Here is a 23,384-nt window from a genome sequence, read left to right on the forward strand (position 1 = left end):
CTGAGGAGTTTGCTTTTTGTTTGATCGCTATGAAGCGGGAGATGCTGCAGTTCTTGTTCATATCGACTTTTCGGATGAAGACAGTAGAGAAGATATTACTGAGCTTCGTTTATTAGTTGAGTCGTCAGGTGCTGAAACCGTTGGTGTGATAACGGGAAGTCGTCGCTCTCCAGATCGTAAGTTTTTTGTTGGTTCAGGTAAAGCGGAAGAGTTAGCAGCGCTTGTTGCTGCAACAGAAGCCACTGTGGTGATTTTTAATCATCCACTAAGCCCTGCGCAAGAGAGAAATCTTGAGCAGGTGTGTCAATGCCGTGTATTAGATCGCACTACATTGATCCTTGATATTTTTGCCCAACGCGCACGTACTTATGAAGGTAAGTTACAGGTGGAGCTAGCGCAATTGCGCCACATGTCGACGCGCCTTATTCGAGGTTGGACCCACCTAGAAAGACAAAAAGGCGGGATCGGCCTGCGCGGCCCAGGTGAAACACAGCTTGAAACTGATAGGCGTCTATTGCGTGGTCGTATTAAGACCATTAACAAGCGTCTGGAGAAGGTCGATAAACAGCGAGAGCAGAGTCGACGAGCTCGTCAGCGGAGTGAATTAGCCACGGTTTCTTTAGTGGGTTATACCAATGCGGGTAAGTCAACACTGTTTAACTCGCTCACAGTTTCTGAGGTTTATGCCGCAGATCAATTATTTGCTACCCTTGATCCAACGTTAAGAAAGTTAGAGTTAAAAGACGGTCCGGTGATTTTAGCCGATACCGTTGGTTTTATTCGGCATTTACCTCATGATCTTGTTGCGGCATTTAAGGCGACGTTACAAGAAACCCGTGAAGCTGATCTGTTACTGCACATTGTCGATTGTGCTGATGAAAACATGGGTGATAACTTTGAGCAAGTTCAGCTTGTACTCAAAGAGATTGGTGCTGATGATATTCCACAATTGGTTGTCTGTAATAAGATTGACCTATTGGAAGATGTGGGCCCTAAGATCGATTACGATGATGAAGGGGTTCCCACGCGTGTTTGGGTTTCGGCTCAACAGCAAAAAGGCTTGGAAATACTCGAAGAGGCAATCAACAAAATTGTTGGACGTGTCATTTTAGAGTTAACCTTGCAAATCCCAGCGACGGCTGGGCATTATCTTGGTCAGTTTTATCGACTGGATGTGATACAGCAGAAAGAGTATGACGATCTGGGGAACTGTATTTTGTCTGTACGTTTATTGGAGGCCGATTGGCATCGATTAACGAAGCAGAGCCAAGGGGAGTTGGAAACCTTTATTGTTGAAACAGCAGCAGTAGAGTAGTTTTTAGTAATCTCGTTTATTTCATACACCTATGGAGTGATAAATGGCTTGGAACGAGCCCGGTAACAAGGGGCAAGACCCTTGGGGAAACAAAAACGGCAATGACAAGGGGCCACCAGATCTTGACGAAGTGTTTAAGAATATCTCTAAACGCTTTGGCGGCAAAGGTAATGGTTCTGGCGGTGGATTCAGTGCATTAGGATTCGTTATTGTATTAGGCATCGCAGTGGTTGTATGGGGACTGTCAGGTTTCTATACGGTTAAAGAAGCTGAGAAAGGCGTGGCATTGCGTTTTGGTCAATATATTGGTCAAGTAGAGCCTGGTCTACAGTGGAAAGCGACCTTTATTGATGAGGTTTTTCCTGTGAACGTGAGTAACGTTCGCTCTATACCTGCATCAGGAAGCATGCTTACCGCTGACGAAAACGTGGTATTGGTTGAGCTTGATGTGCAATATATTGTAGTCGATCCTTATCGCTACATGTTTAGTGCCGTTGATGCTAATTCAAGTTTACGTGAAGCGACCGATAGTGCGTTGCGCTATGTGGTTGGTCACAACAGGATGGATGACATCTTGACCACTGGTCGAGATCAGATTCGTCGTGATACTTGGGATGAAGTGAATCGCATTATCGAGCCCTATAATCTGGGTATTGAGATCCGTGATGTCAACTTCTTGCCTGCGCGTCCACCTGAAGAGGTGAAAGATGCGTTTGATGATGCCATTTCAGCACAGGAAGATGAGCAGCGCTTTATTCGTGAAGCCGAGGCTTACTCTCGTGAGATTGAACCAAAGGCTCGCGGTACTGTTCAGCGTATGGAGCAACAAGCTAACGCGTATAAACAACGTGAAATTCTTGAAGCTCGCGGTAAAGTGGTTCGTTTTGAACAGCTTTTACCTGAATACAGAGCTGCACCAGAAGTGACTCGTAATCGTCTTTACATCGACGCTATGTCTAAGGTTTATTCTGGAGCCAATAAGGTTTTGGTTGATGCTAAAAGCAATGGCAATATGATGTATCTACCTTTGGACAAGTTAATGGAGCAGGGTAGGTCAGCTAAGCAACCTAAAGCGGTTGTTAGCGAGTCATCTACCGATTCTGTCAATAGCGTAGTTAATAGTGTTGGAATGCCACTTGATGGGCGTCCTTCTCGTAGCGACAATATTCGCCAGGGGAGAAACTAATCATGGGTAGATTTTCAGTAATTATTGCGGCGATTTTGATCGCTATCGGCTTGTCATCATTGTTAGTGGTAAATGAAGGCGAGCGAGCCATTGTTTCTCGTTTTGGTAAGATCTTGAAAGATGATGGTGTAACGCGGATCTATCAGCCGGGCTTACATATTAAGTTGCCAATGATCGATAAGATTAAATTCTTAGATTCACGTATCCAAACAATGGATGGTGCAGCCGATCGTTTTGTGACATCAGAAAAGAAAGATTTGATGGTCGATTCGTACGTTAAGTGGCGTATTTTAGATCATGAAAAATACTATCTTGCCACGAATGGCGGTAACAAGGTTCAGGCTGAGTCTTTACTGCAACGTAAGATAAATAACGATTTGCGTACTGAGTTCGGTCGCCGCACTATCAAAGACATTGTTTCTGGTAGTCGTGATGAATTGCAACAAGATGCCTTAAGAAATGCGTCTGATAGCGCCAAAGACTTGGGGATCGAAGTCGTCGATGTGCGTGTAAAGCAGATTAATTTACCGGCAAACGTGAGTTCAAGTATCTACCAGCGTATGCGTGCCGAACGTACCGCGGTAGCGAAAGAGCATCGTGCGCAAGGTAGAGAGCAGTCTGAAATCATTCGTGCAAAGACTGATGCAAGCGTGACTATCCAAATTGCGGAAGCCGAGCGTAAAGCCTTAGCGGTTCGTGGTGAGGGGGATGCGATTGCAGCTAAGATTTATGCGGACGCTTACAATAAAGATCCTGAGTTTTACTCATTCTTACGTAGCTTAGAAGCATATAAGGCAAGCTTTGAAAGTGGTTCTAACGTCATGGTGTTAGAACCTGACAGCGACTTCTTTAAATATATGAAGCACGCCAAAGGCAAATAAGCATTATAATTTTAAAAAGCCCGACTAGTTCGGGCTTTTTTTATGTTTGCTTTACTAAATAACTAATTTAGATAAAGTTGTTATTTGTTTTTTAGCTATTTATACAGGATGAAAATGGGCTATATGCTGACTTTGTTGTTAAGCATAATGCTCAAGATAGGCTATTTTGCTTACATAGTTAACTTTGTTCTTTGTTTTACTATGATCTGCTTCTAATTTTTGGCTATAATGAGCCCCGCCTCAAATTTGATTTTTGCTCTTTGGGGTAAAACCCCATTTTCAAAAATTTTTAAAACAAAAATTCCAACACTCTCTGGAGATAAGTGGATGAGCAATGCGCCAGTCGATACCGGACGTCGCAGATTTCTGACCGCAGCAACCGCCGTAGTAGGTGGTGCTGGTGCCGTCGCTGTGGCGGTTCCGTTTATAAAGTCATGGAATCCGAGTGCCAAAGCGAAAGCTGCAGGTGCGCCGGTTGAAGTAAATATTAGTAAAGTCGAGCCGGGTCAGCTGATCCGTGTTGAGTGGCGTGGAAAGCCTGTATGGGTTGTCCGTCGCACAGAAGAGATCTTAAAAGGTCTTGCCACACATGATGATAAGCTACGTGATCCAAGCTCAACTGAAGAGCAGCAACCTGTCTATGCGCAGAATGCCGTTCGTTCAATTAAGCCTGAGTTCTTTATCGCTGTAGGTCTTTGTACTCACCTAGGTTGTTCTCCTACGTATCTCCCCGATACTTTTGGTGAGCAGGTTGAAGGTGTTGCGTCTGGTTTCTTCTGTCCATGTCATGGTTCTAAGTTTGATATGGCAGGTCGCGTATTCCAAGGCGTACCAGCTCCATTGAACCTTGTTGTTCCACCTCATCAATATATTGATGACGGCAACGTGATTATCGGTGTCGATCAGGGGGCTGCGTAATGGTTAAGAATATTATTGATTGGATTGATGCACGCATCCCGATGACGGCAACTTATAACCGTCATGTCGGACAATATGCTACGCCAACTAACTTTAACTTTTGGTACTTCTTTGGCTCGCTAGCCATGTTGGTACTTGTTAACCAGCTACTTACTGGTATCTGGTTAACCATGAACTATGTTCCAACTGCTGAAGGCGCATTTGCTTCTATTGAATACATCATGCGTGATGTTGAATATGGCTGGTTGCTGCGTTATATGCATTCTACGGGGGCATCTGCCTTCTTCGTTGTTATCTATCTGCACATGTTCCGTGGTCTTATCTACGGCTCATACCAAAAGCCTAGAGAGCTTCTCTGGTTGTTTGGTATGTTGATCTTCCTAGTGTTGATGGCTGAAGCTTTCATGGGTTACCTACTGCCTTGGGGACAGATGTCTTACTGGGGAGCTCAGGTAATTATCTCGCTATTTGGCGCGATCCCTGTGATTGGTGATGATTTAACACTATGGATCCGTGGTGACTTCGTTGTTTCTGGCGCGACACTAAACCGTTTCTTTGCATTGCATGTTATTGCGCTGCCATTGGTGTTGGTTGTGTTGGTATTCCTACACTTAATCGCGTTACACGAAGTGGGTTCTAACAACCCTGACGGTATCGAAATTAAGAAGAACAAAGATGAGAATGGTTGGCCAAAAGATGGTATCCCATTCCACCCTTACTACACAGTTAAAGATATCATGGGTGTCGCTGGCTTCCTGATCGTCTTCTGTTATGTGCTGTTCTTTATGCCTGAAGGTGGTGGATATTTCCTCGAGAAGCCAAACTTCGAAGCGGCGAACCCGATGAAGACACCGCCGCATATTGCGCCAGTGTGGTACTTCACGCCATTCTATGCGATTTTGCGTGCGATCCCTGACAAGTTGTTAGGTGTTGTTGGCATGGGCTTAGCTATTGCTGTGTTGTTCGTATTGCCATGGTTAGATCGCTGCAAGGTTAAATCTGTGCGTTACCGTAGCATGATCCATAAACTGAACATAGGTCAGTTTGCTGTATCTTTCATTGCTTTAGGTTACTTAGGTGCGGTTCCAGCAACGCCAGCGTTAACAATTGCTGCACGTATTTTTACTCTGACATACTTCGGCTTCTTCCTTGCTTTATGGATTTATAGCAAGAACGAGAAAACTAAGCCTGTACCAGAGAGGTTGACTCACTAATGAAGAAATTATTAATTGCATTAGTTACATTGGTGCCATCTATTGCCTTTGCTGCAGGTGGAGCACATGTACATTTAGAAAGTGCTAACGTCGATCTTAAAGATACAGAGTCACTGCAGCGTGGTTTAGAGTCATTCCAGCAGTATTGCTCTGGTTGTCATAGCACTCAATACCAACGCTATAATCGTGTTGCTGAAGACTTAGGCATTTCAATAGATGATATGCGTAATAAACATATGTTTATTGAGGGCGCTAAAGTTGGCGATCTGATGGAAAATGCGATTCCTGAAGTTTATGCGGCAAAATGGTTTGGCGCAGCACCTCCGGATTTAACTCTGGTTGCTCGTGTGCGTGGTGAAGATTGGATCTACACCTACCTGAAGAGCTTCTATCAAGATGATAGTCGTCCTTTTGGCGTCAACAATACCGTATTTCCTTCGGTAGCAATGCCTCATGTTCTGCAAGAGTTACAAGGTCTATCTGTTAAGCAAGAAGATGGCACTTTAGTCGCTACGGGCGGTAAGTTAACTGCAGAAGAATATGATCAAGTGGTTCGTGATATCACCGGTTTCCTCGTTTATTCGGGTGAACCAGTTAAACTTGAGCGTGAAAGCTTAGGTTGGTGGGTTATGGGCTTCCTGTTTATTTTCTTTATTGTGGCCTACCTCCTAAAGAAAGAGTATTGGAAAGATGTACACTAACCCCCAATAAAGGTTAGAATGTATTATCCGCATATTCTAAACGGGGGGCTTTGCCCCTCGTTTGTTTTTTGCTTTTTTTAGCTTTTTGATTTTAATTTTGGAGGGTATCAATGGCTGTTGCTGCCAATAAACGCTCAATCATGACCCTGTTTTCAGGCGCAGACGATCTCTATAGTCACCAAGTCCGTATTGTCTTGGCTGAAAAAGGAGTAACTGTCGATGTTCTGCAGGTTGACCCTAGCGAGATGCCTGAAGATCTAATTGAGCTAAATCCATATAATACAGTTCCTACACTCGTTGATCGTGAACTTGTCCTATATAACTCACGTATTATTATGGAATATCTAGATGAGCGTTTTCCTCATCCGCCACTAATGCCTGTTTATCCTGTGTCACGTGGTCAGACTCGTTTGATGATGCATCGTATCGAAAACGATTGGTACACTTTGGTCGATCGTATCCGTAATGGTGATCGCGCCGATGCTGCTCGTAAACAGTTACAAGAGAGCCTAACTTCTATTTCGCCAATCTTTAATGAAATGCCTTATTTCATGGCAGAAGAGTTTGGCTTAGCAGATTGTTACCTAGGACCACTACTTTGGCGTTTGCCTGTATTGGGTATCGAACTCGATAGCCGTACAGCAAAAGAAGTTAAAGCCTATATGACGCGTATTTTTGATCGTGAATCATTCAAAGCATCATTAACAGAAGCCGAGCGCGAAATGCGCATGGGTATCTAATGAAGCCGATGACACCTAATCGTCCATATTTGCTACAGGCATATTATGACTGGTTAATGGACAATGAACTGACACCACATGTAGTGGTGGACGCTTATGTTCCAGGTACACAAGTGCCGCAGCAATATGTTAAAGATGGGCAGATAGTGCTTAACATTACCGCTAGTGCAGTAGGTAATCTTCAGATAGGTCATGACTTTATTGAGTTTAATGCTCGCTTTGGCGGCGTACCTCAACAGGTTTTATTACCTATGGCTTCAATCGTTGCTATCTATGCACGGGAAAATGGTGCAGGTACTGTCTTCGATCAGGAAGAGGCGTATCAGTTGGCGCCAGAAGCTGAAGATACTGGTCTGTCGGTTGTCGACGATAAACCTGCGGCAGAGTCTGAGGTGAAGTCAGCGACAGAAGAAGCTAAGCCTAAGCGTCGAGGTCACCTTACCGTGGTTAAGTAGCTAGTAGCTAAGTAGGTATGACGTTGTGATGAAAACCAGCCAAGAGGCTGGTTTTTTTGTCGCTAAAATTGACTCGTTAACCTGTGTATTGGCCGACGTCTTTGACAGATATCGTGGCTGAATGTCGTCGCCAATAAACAACCATTACTTCATCTATTTGGCTTGAATTCGTTGTCAAAAAATACGCTGAGTCGTGCACTTTGTTATACTGATTGGTATGACTCTGTGTTAGCATCTGCGCCAATAAATAACCTCTTAATATGTCTGGTGTGCGAACAATAATATGATCTTAATGATCGACAACTATGACTCTTTTACCTTTAACTTAGTGCAGTATTTTCAGCAGCTAGGGCAAGAGATCGTCGTTAAGCGTAATGATGAAATCACATTAGATCAGATTGAGGCCTTGTCGCCGACATTATTAGTGATCTCTCCAGGCCCTTGCTCGCCTAATGAGGCGGGTATTTCATTGGCTGCCATTAAACATTTTGCGGGCAGACTGCCGATACTAGGGGTTTGTTTGGGGCATCAGGCCATTGCACAAGTGTTTGGCGCAAATGTTGTACGTGCCAAGCGAGTGATGCACGGTAAAACCAGTTCCATAGCTCATCGTAGTATTGGTTTGTTTACCAACCTGAACCAACCACTCAAAGTGACTAGGTATCACTCCTTGCTAGTTGATAAGGTACCTGAGGAGTTTGAGCTTGATGCTTGGTATGATGACCCTGTGCATGGCCGAGAAATTATGGCGATGAGCCATCGTAGTTTGCCCATATATGGCGTGCAGTTTCATCCTGAATCAATATTGACTGAGCAAGGGTTAGAATTGCTAAAGAACTTTGTGGAACAATCTCGCTAATCTGTGTTACTTGTTAACCGTTGCCCCTAAATTGTCGATTTCCTTTTCAAACTGTTACAAGATTTATCAGTTAACATCCGCGTTTCTCCGTTATTTTATGATATAAAAGGCAGCAAAATAACTGCCTAAGCAGCGAAAGCTGCTTGTGCAAAATAACGATAAGGAAGCAAGATGAAGGGTGCTTTTCGTGGTTTTGGTCTAAGTATATTGACCCTCACCATTTTAGGGGGATGTGCCGCCACTCCCCAAGATGAATCATCTCAGGCGATTAATTCAGTGTCTGTCTCTTTAGTTACACCGCCAAGGGTTGAGCAGCAATTAACGCTCAATCAAATTATGGCTAATCCCGATTGGATGGGCATTTTCGCTAAAGGTGAATATTGGAGCGATGACAGTCGGTCTGTCTATTTTGCTCGCCAGCCACATAGTTCACCGTTACGGGATTACTACCAGCAACCTCTTGATGCGATGAACGCGACACAGCTGACCATTGAACAGCTACATCTTGCCGATCAGCAGCGAGGTGTTTATGACACCAGTCGCAGCCATAAAGCTTTCATCTATCAAGGTAACTTGTTTGTGAAAGAGCTCGCAACAGGTGCGGTACGTCAGTTAACTCGGCAGAATACCAATGTTGATGGGGTTCGTTTTTTAGATAATGGTGATATAGCCTATTGGCAGGGAGAGCAGGTATTTAGGATCCATCAAGATACTGGCTTATATGAGCAGCTTGCGAATATCAAAATGACTAAAGCCCCTGAGGGTGTTCAAGATCCCGATAGCTATATCGCCAAGCAGCAGCATAGATTGATCGAGTATGTGGCATTACAACAAAGTAATGCTAAGCAAAAAGAGCAATATCAAACCGAACTCACTAAGTTAGATCCAACTGTTGCAGCTAAAACCTGGTATCTCGGTGATGCTGAGGTAATTTCTGAGATGAGTTTGTCACCCGATGGTCGTTACATGCTCTTATCTCTTGTCGATAAAAATTACAGTTGGCGTAGCGAACATGACATCATGCCCAACTATTTGGGCAGTAAAGGCTATGTTGATGCAGTGCCTGCACGAGCCAGAGTTGCCGAGGATAATCCTCCTGGGGAGCGTTTAGTGTTGCTGGACTTAAAGCAGCACGATAAGCGTGACATCACCATCGAAGGACTCGACGGGTTCGATGCTGATGTGCTTAGCGCGGTTAAAGCTGAAAACGCTAAAGCGAAAGGTGAGTCCTATAAAAGTCACAAGTCGCCACGTAAAGTCCAACTCATGCAAGATTGGGGCTGGAGTCAGAGTGCAATTCAGTGGCAAAGCGATGCTAACCAAGTTGCCATTATGCTTGAAGCTGTTGATAACAAAGATCGTTGGTTAGCTAGAGTCGATTTGAACGCGGGCAAGCTAATTACCGAGCATAGGTTGCATGATGATGCGTGGGTAAACTACAACTTTAATCAGTTCGGCTGGTTACCTAACAGTGATACCCTCTATTACCTTTCTGAAGAAACGGGATACTCACACCTTTATTTGAAAGCCAAAGGCAGTAAGGCTAAAGCATTAACTCAAGGTAAGTATGTGGTTAGTGATATCACCTTGGGGCCTAAAGCTAAGTTTATCTATTACAAAGCCAATAAAGACCATCCAGGCATAGATAATGTATATCGCGTCGAAATCGCTTCAGGTCAGAGTGAGCAATTGACCCAATGGGATGGTCAGCTTGATTATAGCTTGAGCCCAGACGGGGCTAAATTGTTGCTCAATGCATCACGCCGTACTCAGCCTAGTGAACTCTTTATTCAAGCAATTGGCGGTGAACTGAAACAGTTGACTCACTATACCAGTGAGGCGTTTAAGCAGTATCCTTGGCAAGCGCCAGAAGTTGTTAAGGTAGCATCCACCCATGGCGCTGAAGATATCTATGCTCGGGTCTATTTACCGCAAGGTTATAATAAAGCCAATGCAGACAAGTATCCTGCCGTTATCTTTAACCATGGTGCCGGGTATCTGCAAAATGCACATTATGGTTTTTCGGGTTACTTCCGTGAATTTATGTTCCATAACCTATTAACTCAAAATGGTTATGTTGTTATGGATATGGACTATCGGGGATCTAAGGGGTATGGACGTGACTGGCGCACTGCAGTGTATCGCAACATGGGCCACCCTGAAGTTGAAGACTTGAAAGATGGCGTAAGTTGGATGGCAAGCAATGCTAACGTCGATGCTAATCGTGTGGGAACCTATGGTGGTTCATACGGTGGCTTCTTAACGTTTATGGCGCTATTTACTGAACCTGAACTGTTTCAAGCGGGCGCAGCGCTAAGGCCTGTGAGTGATTGGGCTCATTATAATGCGCCTTATACCTCTAACATCTTAAACACGCCTGATATCGATGCTATCGCCTATGAGCGCAGTTCTCCGATAGAGCATGCGGCTGGATTACAAAAACCGCTGCTTATCATGAGCGGTGTGCTTGATGATAATGTGTTCTTTCAAGATAGCGTGCGGTTAGTGCAGCGTCTGATAGAGCTTGAGAAGCCGATGTTCGAGACAGCTATTTATCCGGTCGAACCACACGGCTTCCGTCAACCATCGAGTTGGTTAGATGAGTATCGCCGTATTTTCAAACTCTTCGAACAAGAGCTTAAATAATCCGAGTTCAGCTAAATAATAATTGAACGGGTCTCCATTGGAGGCCCGTTTTGTTTGGCGTTAATCAATTTTCTTCCAAGTCAGTGATTTGGTGTAATATATGCTAAGTTTAAGTCGATTAGCTTGGGTGGAGACAGTGTTAGGTGGGTAAATCCGTTTCGGGTGGCGTACGCCCCGGTATAATTATTGAGATCGAGCATCGGCTGTTGAAGCAAGTTATAGTGGGTAAGCAAAAAGCTGCCGCATCTATGTTTGACGAGCTAGATAGAGAACTTGAAGGCGATGCCAATAAGCTCGCCATTGAGCGAGATGCGGTATTTGAGCGTTTATCTAAGCAAATTCAAACTAAACAAGTATTTGAGGCCGTATCTGCCCAGTTAATTACTACGGTTAATTCCACCCTAGATAACCAATTGGCGTCTCCAGAGCTGTTACTAAAGCACTCCGGGATCAATGAAAATCAGATGTTGATGCTAGAAGCCTTGCATCAAAAGAATCTCGATTTAAACCGATTGCGTCTGCTTATCAGTGATCTTCCTTGGCTTTGCCGAGATTTAACCAATATCGTTAACAGCGCTTCTTTTCGTCATCAACGCCAACAACGTTCCGATGTCAAAGTCACCGAAATAAAATTAGTGCTTAATTTCATCGGTGTTGAAAATTTGCGGATGCTGATCCCCTATTTTTGCTTACGCAATTGGTTGCCTACTGGTCATGCTAACCTATTATGGACAACTCGAAAGCTATGGCGTTACGCCATGTTAACTGGAATTGCATCCAAAGCGCTCGCCGAGTTAAATGAGCAAGATGCTGCGCTAGCATATACGTGTAGCTTGCTGCATCAATTAGGGACCTCTGTCGTTTTAAAAAACGGGGCTAAAGTCTATGAGAATATCTGGGGTAATTGGCTTAGAGAAGCCAGCAGTAGCCGGGATAAAGAGCTTTATGACGCCGTTTTGGCCACTGAGTTTCCAGCAGATAATATCTACCAACAAGTGCTAAAACACGCACCAAAGCTTAATTGGCAGCTGTTAGGCTTGCTCAATTTTAAGCAGAGCGCCTTGACTCAAGTTCAAGCAGAATTAGACCAGACCCTAAGTTATAGCGAGTTATCCGACTATGCGGCGCTGGTTGCTCGGGCCAGTTGCTTTGCTAAGGTGCTAATGTTAGAGGAGATGCGGATGATCTCTCCTAAAGAAAAACGCTTAATGTATGATTATTATGAATTATCAGAGCAAGAGCTTATTCGTCTCAAAGGGCAAAACTATCGAAAACTCGACTTAATCTAAACTAGCTTAGGGTTTTGAAAATGATAAGGCAGCTATCGGCTGCCTTTGTTGTGTTAAAAAACAGCAAAATTAAGAAACCTGAAAGCGAAAGGGGAACGGTAAGATGTTTACATATGCACTATTGATGCATGCTTAGTAAATATGGTCGCAAATAAACTTTTTTATGACTAATTATGCCGAAAACCCCCACAGTAAACGCTTGTATAACTCTTAAGCTCAAATCTTTATGCACTAATCATGCTTCCTATCATTACCTAGAGTGTAAGAAACTGGTATTTTGATCACATTTTCGTTATTAATGTCACTTAAGATAACTAAACAACCGTCGCCGCTATAGGCAATCATTAAGATAAAAGACGGGTACGACAGGCTTTTTAGCCATCGGCAACAAATAAAGGATGAGAGGAATGAGTGTGAACAATACGTTAACCAGAGCCCAATTTGATGAAGTAATGGTGCCTAACTATGCACCATCTGCTGTTATTCCTGTGCGTGGAGAGGGAAGCAGAGTTTGGGATCAGGATGGCAACGAATACGTCGATTTCGCAGGCGGTATTGCTGTTAACTGTTTAGGTCATTGTCATCCCGCGCTTGTGAGCGCACTAAAAGAGCAAGGCGAAAAGCTTTGGCATCTTTCTAATGTTATGACAAACGAGCCTGCGTTAGCACTAGCAACTAAGCTGGTCGATGCGACCTTTGCTGATAAAGTGTATTTTGCTAACTCTGGCGCGGAAGCAAACGAAGCCGCGTTGAAACTGGCTCGTCGTTACGCTTTAGAGAAGTTTGGTGCTGAAAAAGATCAAATTATCGCTTTCGATAAAGCCTTTCATGGACGTACTTTCTTTACCGTTAGTGTCGGTGGACAAGCGGCTTATTCAGATGGTTTTGGTCCTAAGCCACAGAGCATTACCCATTTACCATTCAATGATATTGCCGCGTTAGAAGCAGAAGTGTCTGATAAGACTTGTGCGATTATGCTAGAACCGCTTCAAGGCGAAGGTGGCATTATCGATGCGGACATTGAATTCTTGAAAGCCGTACGCGCCCTTGCCGATAAGCACAATGCATTGGTTATTTTCGATGAAGTACAAACCGGTGTTGGTCGTTTAGGTGAACTATATGCCTATATGCGTAATGACGTTGTGCCAGATATCTTAACCACAGCTAAAGCCTTAGGTGGCGGTTTCCCAATCGCCGCTATGTTAACCACCAATGAGATCGCTGAACATCTTAAAATTGGTACTCACGGTTCCACTTATGGTGGTAACCCATTAGCCTGTGCTATCGGTAATGCTGTGCTAGATGTTGTGAATACGCCAGAAGTACTTGATGGTGTTAAGCGTCGCGAACAACTGCTACGCGATGGTCTGAACAAGATCAACGACAAGTACCATGTTTTTGAAATGGTCCGTGGACAGGGTCTACTGATCGGTGCTGTATTGAATGAGCAGTATCAAGGTCGTTCTAAAGAGTTCCTGGTTGCATCTGTCGCTGAAGGCTTAATGACGCTAATTGCTGGTGCAAATGTTATTCGTTTTACCCCTTCTCTGGTTATTCCTGAGGCCGATATTGCCGAAGGTCTTGCTCGCTTCGAACGTGCAGTAGCGAAAGTGGTTGCTGGCTAATAGATAGATTAAGCGCGGATAGGTTATTCGCGCTTTTTTTTGTCAGTAGAAATACTTGAACCTCAGATGCTAAATGCCTGTCTTATGTTTAACAGGGGTTAGCATTTGAGTGACGAGCAAAACTGAGGAGACCAAAGATGTTAATTATCCGTCCCATTCGTGCCAGCGATTATGAGGCTCTATATCAAATCGCTGTGGAATCAGGTCATGGATTCACGTCTTTACCCGTCAACGAAGCGCTATTAAGAAGTAAAATTGCTCGCGTCGAGGCGTCATTTGTTAAACAGATCGAAAAGCCATTTGATGAAGGCTATCTCATGGTGCTCGAAGATACCGAGACTGGTGAAGTGGTCGGTACCTGTGGTCTGGAAGCGGCGGTAGGCATGGTGGATGCGTTTTATCATTACCGCTTAGGCACTGAAGTTTATTATTCAGAACAAATAGACGTACGTAACGAAGTTGAAACGCTAACGTTGTGCCACGATTACACTGGTTCTGCTGAGTTGTGTACGCTGTTTTTACGTGAGTCTTATCGTAAAAATAATAACGGCCGTATGCTGTCACGTAGCCGCTTTCTCTTTTTAGCGCAACATGCCGCCCGTTTTGGTGATGTGGTGATTGCAGAGATGCGTGGTGAGAGCGATGCAGAAGGTAATTCACCTTTTTATGGCTGGTTACAGAAGAACTTCTTAGGAATCGATTTTGTGCAAGCGGACTACTTGTCGGGTCTTGGGCAAAAGGCTTTTATGGCCGAGATGATGCCTAAAAATGCCGTCTATGTTTGCTTGCTGCCTGAAGAAGCGCAGAAGGTGATTGGCGAAGTGCACACCAATACACGTCCAGCATTGAATCTACTTCAAGCGGAAGGTTTTAGATGCCGTGGCTACGTCGACATTTTCGATGGTGGCCCAACGGTAGAGTGTAACCTTAACGATATTCGTGCGGTTAGAGAGAGTCGTTTATTGACCGTGAATATCGGTGATATGCCAGAATCAAAAAGCAGTTTTATCCTCTCAAATACTTTGTTAGCGGATTATCGCGCGACGTCGGCAAATTTGCTGGTCAGTGATGAAACCGATGAAGTGACTATTTCATCCGAACTAGCAACCGCATTGATGGTTGCCCAGGGTGAGCAGATCCGCGTCTTGGCAATTTAGGAATTTATAATGAGTCAATTTATTAACGGCCTGTGGGTTGCCGGTCTTGGTCACGATGTGACATCGAAAAACCCTGCTAATAATGAAATTATTTGGCACAGTAAAACGGCGACAGCAGAGCAAGTTAACAACGCGGTTGAGGCTGCACGTAATGTGCAGTTCGACTGGTTTATGCTTGGTCTTGAAGGTCGCTTAGCGATTGTCGAGGCTTACCGTGATCAGCTAGATGCCAACAAGACTGAGATCGCCGAAACTATTGCCCAAGAAACAGGCAAGCCTCAGTGGGAAACCGCTACAGAAGCGGGTGCCATGATTGGTAAGATTGGCTTATCGGTTGCGGCGTATAACAAGCGTACAGGCACCAGCGAAAGCGACACGCCAGCGGGACGAGCGGTATTGCGCCATAAGCCGCACGGCGTTGTTGCGGTATTTGGACCATATAACTTCCCAGGTCACCTACCTAATGGTCATATTGTTCCTGCCTTGCTTGCGGGCAATACCGTGGTGTTTAAGCCTTCAGAACTCACCCCAAAAACGGCAGAACTAATGCTCAAGCTTTGGGAGCAAGCTGGGCTTCCAGCTGGTGTGATCAACTTAGTTCAAGGCGAAGTCGAAACGGGTAAAGCATTGGCCTCACATCCTCAGATTGACGGTCTATTCTTTACCGGTAGTTCGCGCACGGGGCATATTTTACATCAACAATATGCAGGCCACCCAGGTAAGATTTTAGCCCTAGAAATGGGCGGCAATAACCCGCTTATTATCAAAGGGGTTGAAGATACTAAAGCCGCGGTGCATGACATCATTCAGTCGGCTTACATCTCTTCGGGGCAGCGTTGTACCTGCGCTCGCCGTCTATACGTAGAAAAGGGAGCCCAAGGGGATGCGCTATTAGCTGAACTGACCAAAGCCGTTAAGCTGATAAAAGTGGGTCCGTGGAACGCTCAGCCTCAGCCATTTATGGGATCGATGATCTCTGAAGCAGCGGCTAAAGGTATGGTTGAAGCACAACGCAATTTAATTAACCTAGGCGGCACCGCCTTGGTTGAACTCACTCATCTTGAGGTGGGTACAGGCTTGGTTTCACCAGGCCTTATCGATGTCACTCAGGTGATTGAACTGCCTGATGAAGAGTATTTTGGTCCATTGCTACAAGTGGTTCGCTACAGCGATTTCGATGAAGCGATTAAGCTGGCCAACGATACTCGCTATGGTCTTTCTGCCGGCATTTTGGCCGATAACCGCGATGATTACGAATATTTCCTCGCGCGTATTCGAGCGGGCATAGTTAACTGGAATAAACAGATTACTGGCGCGTCTGGCGCGGCACCATTTGGTGGCGTCGGCGCCTCGGGTAATCACAGAGCGAGTGCATTCTATGCCGCAGATTACTGTGCTTATCCAGTGGCTTCGGTCGAAGCCGATGCTGTTAGCCTGCCAGCAACCTTAAGTCCAGGCTTAACTGTTTAATATGAAATGATGGGATATCTTATTGAGATATCCCATTTTTATAGCTCGTATATTAAAGAGATGACGCTGTACTCTGGTTATACTAATTAGTATAAAGATGTTATCGCTCAGCGAGAATTTAGCGCTTATGAGGCAAGGCAACGAGTGAAGAGCATAGTTGTTCTACGGTCAAACTCGTTAACACAGTATCGAAAGCGCTAAAACTCGCCTGTTAGGCGTGTTTTTGGCTTCCTACTTCTGCGTTGAATGGCCTCACAAGGGAATAACCATTCCATCATCCATTCGCCTTGAATTAGTTGCCAAAAAACACGCTGAGTAGATCACTTTCTTATGCTGATTGGTATTAGTTAATATCGTGATAACAATAATGCTAACGTGGCGAGAGCTAATGATTGGCACTAGGATACCGTTGAGGATTAAATTGATGCACACAGATGTAAATAAACTATTTGCTTCCTTATGGGAAGATTATGTTGAGATGACGCCTTCCGCGGCGAAAGTACACCAATTACTGGCCAAAGGTGGCGACATTATTAACGATCATATTGCGCTACGTACCTTTAATATTGATAAAGTAAACTTGAGCGTACTGGCGAAGCATTTCGAGTCAATCGGATATGTAGCATGTGGTGATTATCACTTCGAAGCGAAGAAGCTAAAGGCGAAGCACTTTGAGCATTCAGATCCGACTCAGCCAAAGGTTTTTATTTCTGAATTGATGGTTGAAGAGTTTAGTCCTGAACTACAAGCCACAATAAAGGGGTTGGTTGATCAAGTTGAAGAGGCTGCTACTACCGCCGACAACTTCCTATATTCTGGTCGCCACTGGGAATTAGATTCTAGCACCTATGAAGCATTGCTTGCCGAAAGTGAATATGCCGCATGGGTAGCCGCATTTGGCTATCGTGCAAACCACTTTACGGTCTCGATTAACCATCTTCCAGGTTTCGATACCATAGTTGAAGTCAATGATGCGCTTAAACAGGCTGGCTTTGTGCTAAACAGCGTCGGTGGTGAAGTGAAAGGATCTGCCGAGGTGTTGCTTGAACAATCTTCAACCATGGCGGATAAGATTGATGTGGCCTTTAAAGACACCGTAAAGCGTATTCCAAGCTGTTTCTATGAGTTTGCCCTACGTTATCCAAAAGCAGACGGTGAGCTCTACACAGGCTTTGTGGCGGCTTCTGCTGACAAGATTTTTGAAAGCACGAATGCGATGTAAACATATTGATGAAAAAACAAAGCCGATGTTAATTCATCGGCTTTTTTATTAACTATAACAATTACTGTTTCTTAAACAGTAAGCTGATCTTTAATCCACCGAGAGCGTGGCTGCGATCGAAGGCCAGTTTAATCTCATATTGTTCGGCAATATCTTTGACAATCGAAAGCCCTAAACCATGACCCATAATGGCTTCGTCTAGACGCTTTCCTCTGCCTGTAAGCAATGATAGCTCGTCATTCGGGACCCCTGGGCCATTGTCTTCAATAATAAACTCAATATTATCGCCCTTGTTGATGACGTTAATGGATACCTGTGAATTGGCCCATTTGTAGGCGTTATCGAGTAAGTTACCTATTAACTCCATGCCATCTTCACGGTGGATAGGCAGACGTGGAATGGTATCGGGGATCTCAAACTGACAAATCACCTGTTTTGCTTGATGCACTTTATCTAATGTTTGAGTCAGGTCGAGCAGATCTTTTGGCAGTTGCATCTGAGCGGCAGGCAGCATGTCACCGGTTATTCGCGCCGCAGCTAATTTACGTTCGATCATCTTATGAATTTGATCTAGCTGTTTTTGCAGTGCAATGGCCGAGTCTGGATCTTTCAAAGCAAGAGTTTCAACTTGCTGTTGCATTACCGCGAGTGGTGTCTTCAAGCCATGACTAAGGTTACCCAAGTTATTACGGCTACGCTCCATCTGTTTACTCGCGTATTGCAGTAACTCGTTATATGTTTGGGCAATCGGTGCAAGTTCGGGAGGGATCTTGTTGATGTCTAATGAGGTGATCTCACCCTCGCGTAGCCTGATGAGTGCTTGCTGCATGGCACTTATTGGTTTGAACGATTGCCTTAAAACAATAAAAATACCGCAAACCATGGCCACTAACATGGCGAGGTTAACCCCTAACTTAGTGCCGTAGACTTGGGTGAATACTTGACGGCCAATACTCAAGTCTTGAGCGACTGTCAGGGTCGTTTGTATATTCGCAGTCTTACTACTGATGCCGATTGAAAGCAGTTGAATGTCGTGATTCTGAGGGCCTTTTGTCTGCCAAACCCGGGTTTGACCTTTTGTCAGCGGGCGAACATCTAGGCGTTGATCCCACAGAGAACGAGATCTCAGCTCGATATCATCCACATTGAGTTGATAATAGCGGCCAGAATAGACAGGTTTATAGAAACTGGAGAGTTGGCTATTGTCTATGCTTATCTCGCCATCTTCAAAGGTGATAGCAACCAATACTTGCTGTAGATCTTCTTCTAAGCGGGCAATAATTGAGTCATGAAACGCTTGTCGCAACATGGACTCAAAAATGACAATTGCCACGAAGGTGGAGATGATCACTAAAGCCGATAACCATAGGCTTAGCCGAGTCCGAATCGATATCATTGTTTCAGGCCATGGAAGATATATCCTTGGCCTCGCCGAGTTTCGATAGCGGTTTTCCCGAGTTTCTTACGCAGATGGGTAACATAAACTTCGACTACATTGCTCTCTTTTTCATCATCAAACTGATATAGTTTATCGGTCAATAATGCTTTAGATAGTAGCTTTTTAGGTGACATTAAAAAGATTTTTAGCAGTCTAAATTCCATGGCAGTAAGTTCAAAATTTTGCTCTCCCACCATTACGCTTTGCTGATTCTCATCTAAGACAACGCCTTCGAAACTCAGTTCTTTGGTCGGTGTGTTGGTTTTGCCATGCGCGCGGTTGATCAGAGCATGGATCCGAGCCAGTAACTCTTGGGTATGAAATGGTTTGCCAAGGTAATCGTCGGCGCCGGCGTTAAAGCCTTCGACCTTTTCGTGCCACTGACTGCGTGCAGTTAGCATGATCACTGGTGTGTTTAGCCCTTGAGTACGCCATTTTTGCAGCAGATCTAATCCATTACCGTCGGGAAGGCCAATATCAAGAATGATGCAATCATAGTGAGTCTCTTTGGTCAGGTAGTCTGCTTCACTGACTTTATCTGTGACGTCGGTGACATAGCCAGCTTGTTTGAGCTGCTTTGCGAGCTCTTCAACTAAAAGGGGATTATCTTCAACTAGCAGCAATTTCATAGTAAGCATCTACCTATTTTTAGGTTGTAAGTGACTGACTGAACATTAGGTCAATGTTTAGGTTAATCAGATAATACACCCTTTAATTTACTGGATGTAGCATAGGGTTATTTTTTGTCGATTCGACATGCGATGGGGAGCTGGGTGTATTGTTGTGGTTTACCCGTTGTCGCATCAATACTCAATGAGATCATCTCTCCTGAGTCACTACGTATCTGCAGATCATAATGCCACTCGCCTTGGGTTTGATAAAGATGGGCATCAAGTAATTTACCAGAGCAATAACGCTCCATATGGGTAAGTGCAAAGTCGAGAGAGACAATTTTGCCTTCACTAACAAGCTGTTTAGCTTGATTGTGTTCCAGTTCGATAAGCGGCAGCGCCTGAATCGACGAGACAGATATGAGTGAGAGCATTAATGCGCTAACAGTGTATATCGGTTTCACTAACGCTGTCCTAAAAAAATGGCCTGACAAGATGTCAGGCCACTTTATATAAGATCTCTTAAATCTAACTTAATACTAGCTTAGCGAGTGCCGTATACCACGATTGTTTTACCGTGCGCTTGAATAAGATTTTGTTCTTCAAGCATTTTAAGGATACGACCAACGGTTTCACGTGAACAACCAACGATCTGACCAATCTCTTGACGAGTGATCTTGATCTGCATTCCATCAGGATGGGTCATAGCATCTGGTTGCTTAGCTAGGTGCAGTAAAGTCTGCGCAATGCGACCAGCAACATCGAGGAAGGCAAGATCGCCTACTTTTTGGCTGGTGCTTTGTAAACGATACGCCATCTGCGAAGACAGTTTCATTAAGATTTCAGGATTAACTTGGATAAGTTGCTTGAATTTCTTATATGAGATCTCTGCAATTTCACATGCTTGTTTCGCACGAACCCATGCAGTACGCTCAGCTTGCTCTTCAAACAAACCTAGTTCACCGATGAAGTCACCTTGGTTGAGGTAAGAGAGGATCATCTCTTTACCTTCTTCATCTTTAATCAAGACAGCGACAGAACCTTTAACGATGTAATACAAAGTATCAGAGTCTTCACCTGCATGTATCAGAGTGCTTTTGGCTGGGTATTTATGAATGTGACAGTGTGATAAAAACCATTCCAAAGTTGGATCCGGTTTAGGCTTACCAATCAGAGCCATGCCTGTGTTCCTCGACTGATTAATGTAAATACAAGAATATGCTAAATAAGCAGATTACGTCAATTGAGCTAGAAAAACCTCGTTGGAGATCAAACTTTACCGTAAATATTCAAGGTGCTACTCAATTCTACTGCCACTCATATATGAAGGTTCATTTTGATACATTAGTAATATATGTCAACTAATACCTTAAAAACTGGATGTTATTTGCGTGACAATGCTGCGTAAATCACATCTAACTCAGTCTCGCTGTCTTTACTCGAATATGGCTACAAGGAGATTAAAAGCACTTTAATGTGCTTTTCTCTCGACTTGAGAGGTTAATTATTGCTAACGTTGTCCTGCATTCGTTTTATGTTAATGTCAGATTGAAACAACTTCAGAGTCGAGATTGAACCTATTAACGATTGTGCGGCGTTGATGGATTAGTCTAGGATAAAGTAAATCGTGAAAATTAGTGCTTGGATAATGACTGTTGGGTTATTGGTTGGCATATCAGTCAGTCAAGGTGTGTTGGCATTTTCTCTTCCGCAGACAGAGCAATCGTTGAAAGCAAGCAAGTTAGCCCATATTCAGCTTAAGGCGACTCAGGGAGAATCTGAGGCGCAGTTTTTACTGGGTTTAATGTATCTCTCGGGACGTTTTGTAGAACAAGATCAAAATCTCGGGGTGAATTGGGTTATAAAGGCGGCTGAACAGGGTCACTTGAAAGCCGCTCAAACTATCGCTGATTTGGCCTTCGATGGAAAAATCATCAAACGAGATCTTGCCTTAGCTGAACATTGGTATCAGCAACTCGCCGCAAAAGATGATAAATGGGCCCAATTTCGCCTTGGTTTTATTTATGCCGCTGGTGGCCAAGGGATCGAACGTAACTGTGGCAAGGCGGTTGATCGATTTTTAGCCGTAGGTGATGATGTTTCTCTTGGGAATGTGGTGTGGATATTATCTACCTGTCCAGAGCCTGAGTATCGCAATGGTGACAAGGCCATTGAGATAGGTAAAGGACTCGTTGCCGCCAATAATCAAGACCCGACTAATTTAGATAACTTAGCCGCCGCTTATGCGGAAATTGGTGATTATGCTTCGGCGATCAACACTCAGCAGCGCGCCATTGAGGCCTTGAAGCATACGGCTGAGTATAATCGTTACGATGAGTTTGAAGCTAGGCTACTTCATTATCAGCAACAAAAACCCTATCGAGAAGTGATCCCTTTGAGTGAGTAGTTACTCAACTCCAGCTTATGTAAACTAGAGTGTAATGCGCCAATGTCGAGAGAGGTTGGCGTTTTTATTTGCGTAAAATTAATGGACGTTTGTCTTTGGTATTACTGACGGGATGACAAGAGGGGGATTAGGGACGCTAGCATACTCAAGGAAGCAAACAGATCAAGATGGGGGAATTCACTCCCAAGAGTATACTAACTATCAGTCTTTCGCCTGAAATCCCGATAACGATAAGTCTACGCCTACAGACTTAAACGAAGCTTAAGTTAATTCACCTGAACTCGGCATCACTATTCATTATCTAAGTCGAGCAGATGCTGTCTCTTCTCTAATAGATCGCGGATCAGCGGTGTTAATATCAACTCCATTGCCAAGGACATCTTGCCACCAGGCACAACCAAGGTATTGATGCGAGACATAAACGAGCCATCGATCATCTTTAAGTAATAGGGAAAATCGACATTCTTTATGCCGCGAAAACGTATCACTACAAAGCTCTCATCTAAGCTGGGGATCGTTTTGGCACTAAACGGGTTTGAGGTATCTACCGTTGGTACGCGTTGAAAATTAATATGGGTTCGCGAAAATTGTGGTGTCATGTGATTGATGTAATCGTCCATGCTACGCACTATTGACCCCATCACTTTTTCGCGGCTATGACCTCTGTCTGAGGTGTCTCTAATGATTTTTTGGATCCACTCAAGATTAACAATAGGCACCATGCCAATAAGCAGATCGACATGCTGTGCGACGTCGCACTCTTCGGTAACTACGCCACCATGCAAGCCTTCGTAATAAAGCATGTCGGTGTTTTCTGGCAGTGGACGCCACTGGGTGAAGGTGCCCGGCATTTGATTGAAGGGAACCGCCTCATCAAAAGTGTGTAAGTAGGAGCGAGTCTCCCCCTGACCCGTTGCACTATAGTCTCTGAAACACTGTTCTAGCTTCGGGAAGTCATTGGCTTCAGGGCCAAAATAGCTGATATTTTTGATCTCATTTTGAGACTGACGAATTTTCAACTCCATCTCTGGGCGGGTGTAGTGATGAAAGCTGTCTCCCTCGATCACGGCAGCATTGATTCCGAGCTGACGGAATATATGACTGAACGCTGTCGTCGTGGTTGTTGTGCCGGCTCCAGAGGAGCCTGTAACGGCAATAATAGGGTGTTTAGCTGACATTTATTTACCTAAGAAACGCTGAAAATAGACACCGTTGCAAAGCAGCGGTGGAGCAATAGTTATACGGCACAG

General features: G+C 44.3%; 21 protein-coding genes. 16 read left to right on the forward strand and 5 right to left on the reverse strand.

Annotated elements, in window-relative coordinates:
- Window positions 1-16 precede the first annotated feature (16 nt).
- The 15 genes from hflX to K0I73_RS03205 all read left to right on the forward strand — a co-directional run bounded on the left by hflX (window position 17) and on the right by K0I73_RS03205 (window position 17,678).
- Window positions 17-1,315: a ribosome rescue GTPase HflX gene (hflX, locus tag K0I73_RS03135; protein ID WP_220063090.1), complete on the forward strand. Its 1,299-nt coding sequence runs from the start codon at window positions 17-19 to the stop codon at window positions 1,313-1,315.
- 43 nt (window positions 1,316-1,358) lie between these two features.
- Window positions 1,359-2,501 carry an FtsH protease activity modulator HflK gene (gene hflK / locus K0I73_RS03140; protein ID WP_220063091.1) on the forward strand — a complete coding sequence of 381 codons (1,143 nt, stop codon included), beginning with the start codon at window positions 1,359-1,361 and terminating at the stop codon, window positions 2,499-2,501.
- 2 nt (window positions 2,502-2,503) lie between these two features.
- On the forward strand, window positions 2,504-3,382 hold the full coding sequence (gene hflC / locus K0I73_RS03145; protein WP_220063092.1) for a protease modulator HflC: 879 nt from the start codon (window positions 2,504-2,506) through the stop codon (window positions 3,380-3,382).
- Between the two features lie 327 nt (window positions 3,383-3,709).
- On the forward strand, window positions 3,710-4,300 hold the full coding sequence (gene petA, locus K0I73_RS03150) for a ubiquinol-cytochrome c reductase iron-sulfur subunit (protein ID WP_220063093.1): 591 nt from the start codon (window positions 3,710-3,712) through the stop codon (window positions 4,298-4,300).
- Window positions 4,300-5,514, forward strand: coding sequence for a cytochrome b (locus tag K0I73_RS03155; protein ID WP_220063094.1), 1,215 nt, complete (start codon window positions 4,300-4,302; stop codon window positions 5,512-5,514). The genes petA and K0I73_RS03155 overlap by 1 nt, the downstream gene beginning before the upstream one ends.
- Window positions 5,514-6,215 (forward strand): cytochrome c1, encoded by a 702-nt coding sequence (locus K0I73_RS03160; RefSeq protein WP_220063095.1) that lies wholly within the window; start codon window positions 5,514-5,516, stop codon window positions 6,213-6,215. Before K0I73_RS03155 ends, K0I73_RS03160 begins: the two co-directional genes overlap by 1 nt.
- Window positions 6,216-6,325: 110 nt before the next feature.
- Window positions 6,326-6,955, forward strand: a complete 630-nt coding sequence (gene sspA / locus K0I73_RS03165; protein WP_220063096.1) for a stringent starvation protein SspA — start codon at window positions 6,326-6,328, stop codon at window positions 6,953-6,955.
- Entirely contained in the window at window positions 6,955-7,410 is a 456-nt protein-coding gene (locus K0I73_RS03170) for a ClpXP protease specificity-enhancing factor (protein ID WP_220063097.1), read from the forward strand. The genes sspA and K0I73_RS03170 overlap by 1 nt, the downstream gene beginning before the upstream one ends.
- A gap of 283 nt (window positions 7,411-7,693) precedes the next feature.
- Window positions 7,694-8,269 carry an anthranilate synthase component II gene (locus tag K0I73_RS03175; RefSeq protein ID WP_220063098.1) on the forward strand — a complete coding sequence of 192 codons (576 nt, stop codon included), beginning with the start codon at window positions 7,694-7,696 and terminating at the stop codon, window positions 8,267-8,269.
- A 171-nt stretch (window positions 8,270-8,440) separates the two neighbouring features.
- A complete protein-coding gene (locus K0I73_RS03180; protein WP_220063099.1) occupies window positions 8,441-10,915 on the forward strand; it encodes a S9 family peptidase in 2,475 nt (824 codons plus the stop codon).
- Window positions 10,916-11,058: 143 nt separating this feature from the next.
- Window positions 11,059-12,204, forward strand: coding sequence for an HDOD domain-containing protein (locus K0I73_RS03185; RefSeq protein WP_220063100.1), 1,146 nt, complete (start codon window positions 11,059-11,061; stop codon window positions 12,202-12,204).
- 407 nt (window positions 12,205-12,611) lie between these two features.
- On the forward strand, window positions 12,612-13,829 hold the full coding sequence (locus tag K0I73_RS03190; protein WP_220063101.1) for an aspartate aminotransferase family protein: 1,218 nt from the start codon (window positions 12,612-12,614) through the stop codon (window positions 13,827-13,829).
- A gap of 137 nt (window positions 13,830-13,966) precedes the next feature.
- Entirely contained in the window at window positions 13,967-14,986 is a 1,020-nt protein-coding gene (astA, locus tag K0I73_RS03195) for an arginine N-succinyltransferase (RefSeq protein ID WP_220063102.1), read from the forward strand.
- Between the two features lie 9 nt (window positions 14,987-14,995).
- Window positions 14,996-16,456, forward strand: a complete 1,461-nt coding sequence (astD, locus tag K0I73_RS03200; RefSeq protein WP_220063103.1) for a succinylglutamate-semialdehyde dehydrogenase — start codon at window positions 14,996-14,998, stop codon at window positions 16,454-16,456.
- A 424-nt stretch (window positions 16,457-16,880) separates the two neighbouring features.
- Complete coding sequence (locus tag K0I73_RS03205) at window positions 16,881-17,678, forward strand: DUF1338 domain-containing protein (protein ID WP_220063104.1); 798 nt, start codon at window positions 16,881-16,883, stop codon at window positions 17,676-17,678.
- Between the two features lie 61 nt (window positions 17,679-17,739).
- Here the strand turns inward: K0I73_RS03205 and K0I73_RS03210 are convergent, their stop codons facing one another.
- From K0I73_RS03210 to crp, 4 genes are all read right to left on the reverse strand, one after another.
- Window positions 17,740-19,074 (reverse strand): ATP-binding protein, encoded by a 1,335-nt coding sequence (locus K0I73_RS03210; RefSeq protein ID WP_220063105.1) that lies wholly within the window; start codon window positions 19,072-19,074, stop codon window positions 17,740-17,742.
- Complete coding sequence (locus K0I73_RS03215; RefSeq protein ID WP_220063106.1) at window positions 19,071-19,745, reverse strand: response regulator transcription factor; 675 nt, start codon at window positions 19,743-19,745, stop codon at window positions 19,071-19,073. The genes K0I73_RS03210 and K0I73_RS03215 overlap by 4 nt, the downstream gene beginning before the upstream one ends.
- Window positions 19,746-19,852: 107 nt before the next feature.
- Window positions 19,853-20,191: a PepSY domain-containing protein gene (locus tag K0I73_RS03220; RefSeq protein WP_258405276.1), complete on the reverse strand. Its 339-nt coding sequence runs from the start codon at window positions 20,189-20,191 to the stop codon at window positions 19,853-19,855.
- 80 nt (window positions 20,192-20,271) lie between these two features.
- Window positions 20,272-20,907 (reverse strand): cAMP-activated global transcriptional regulator CRP, encoded by a 636-nt coding sequence (gene crp / locus K0I73_RS03225; RefSeq protein ID WP_011864391.1) that lies wholly within the window; start codon window positions 20,905-20,907, stop codon window positions 20,272-20,274.
- A 447-nt stretch (window positions 20,908-21,354) separates the two neighbouring features.
- Here crp and K0I73_RS03230 point away from each other — a divergent pair, with 447 nt between their 5' ends.
- A complete protein-coding gene (locus K0I73_RS03230) occupies window positions 21,355-22,134 on the forward strand; it encodes a tetratricopeptide repeat protein (RefSeq protein WP_258405277.1) in 780 nt (259 codons plus the stop codon).
- A gap of 290 nt (window positions 22,135-22,424) precedes the next feature.
- Here the strand turns inward: K0I73_RS03230 and K0I73_RS03235 are convergent, their stop codons facing one another.
- The gene (locus tag K0I73_RS03235) at window positions 22,425-23,312 is read right to left on the reverse strand and encodes a phosphoribulokinase (protein WP_220063107.1); all 888 of its coding nucleotides are present in this window, start codon (window positions 23,310-23,312) and stop codon (window positions 22,425-22,427) included.
- Window positions 23,313-23,384 lie beyond the last annotated feature (72 nt).

The organism is Shewanella mesophila (assembly GCF_019457515.1).
GTDB classification, from domain to species: domain Bacteria; phylum Pseudomonadota; class Gammaproteobacteria; order Enterobacterales; family Shewanellaceae; genus Shewanella; species Shewanella mesophila.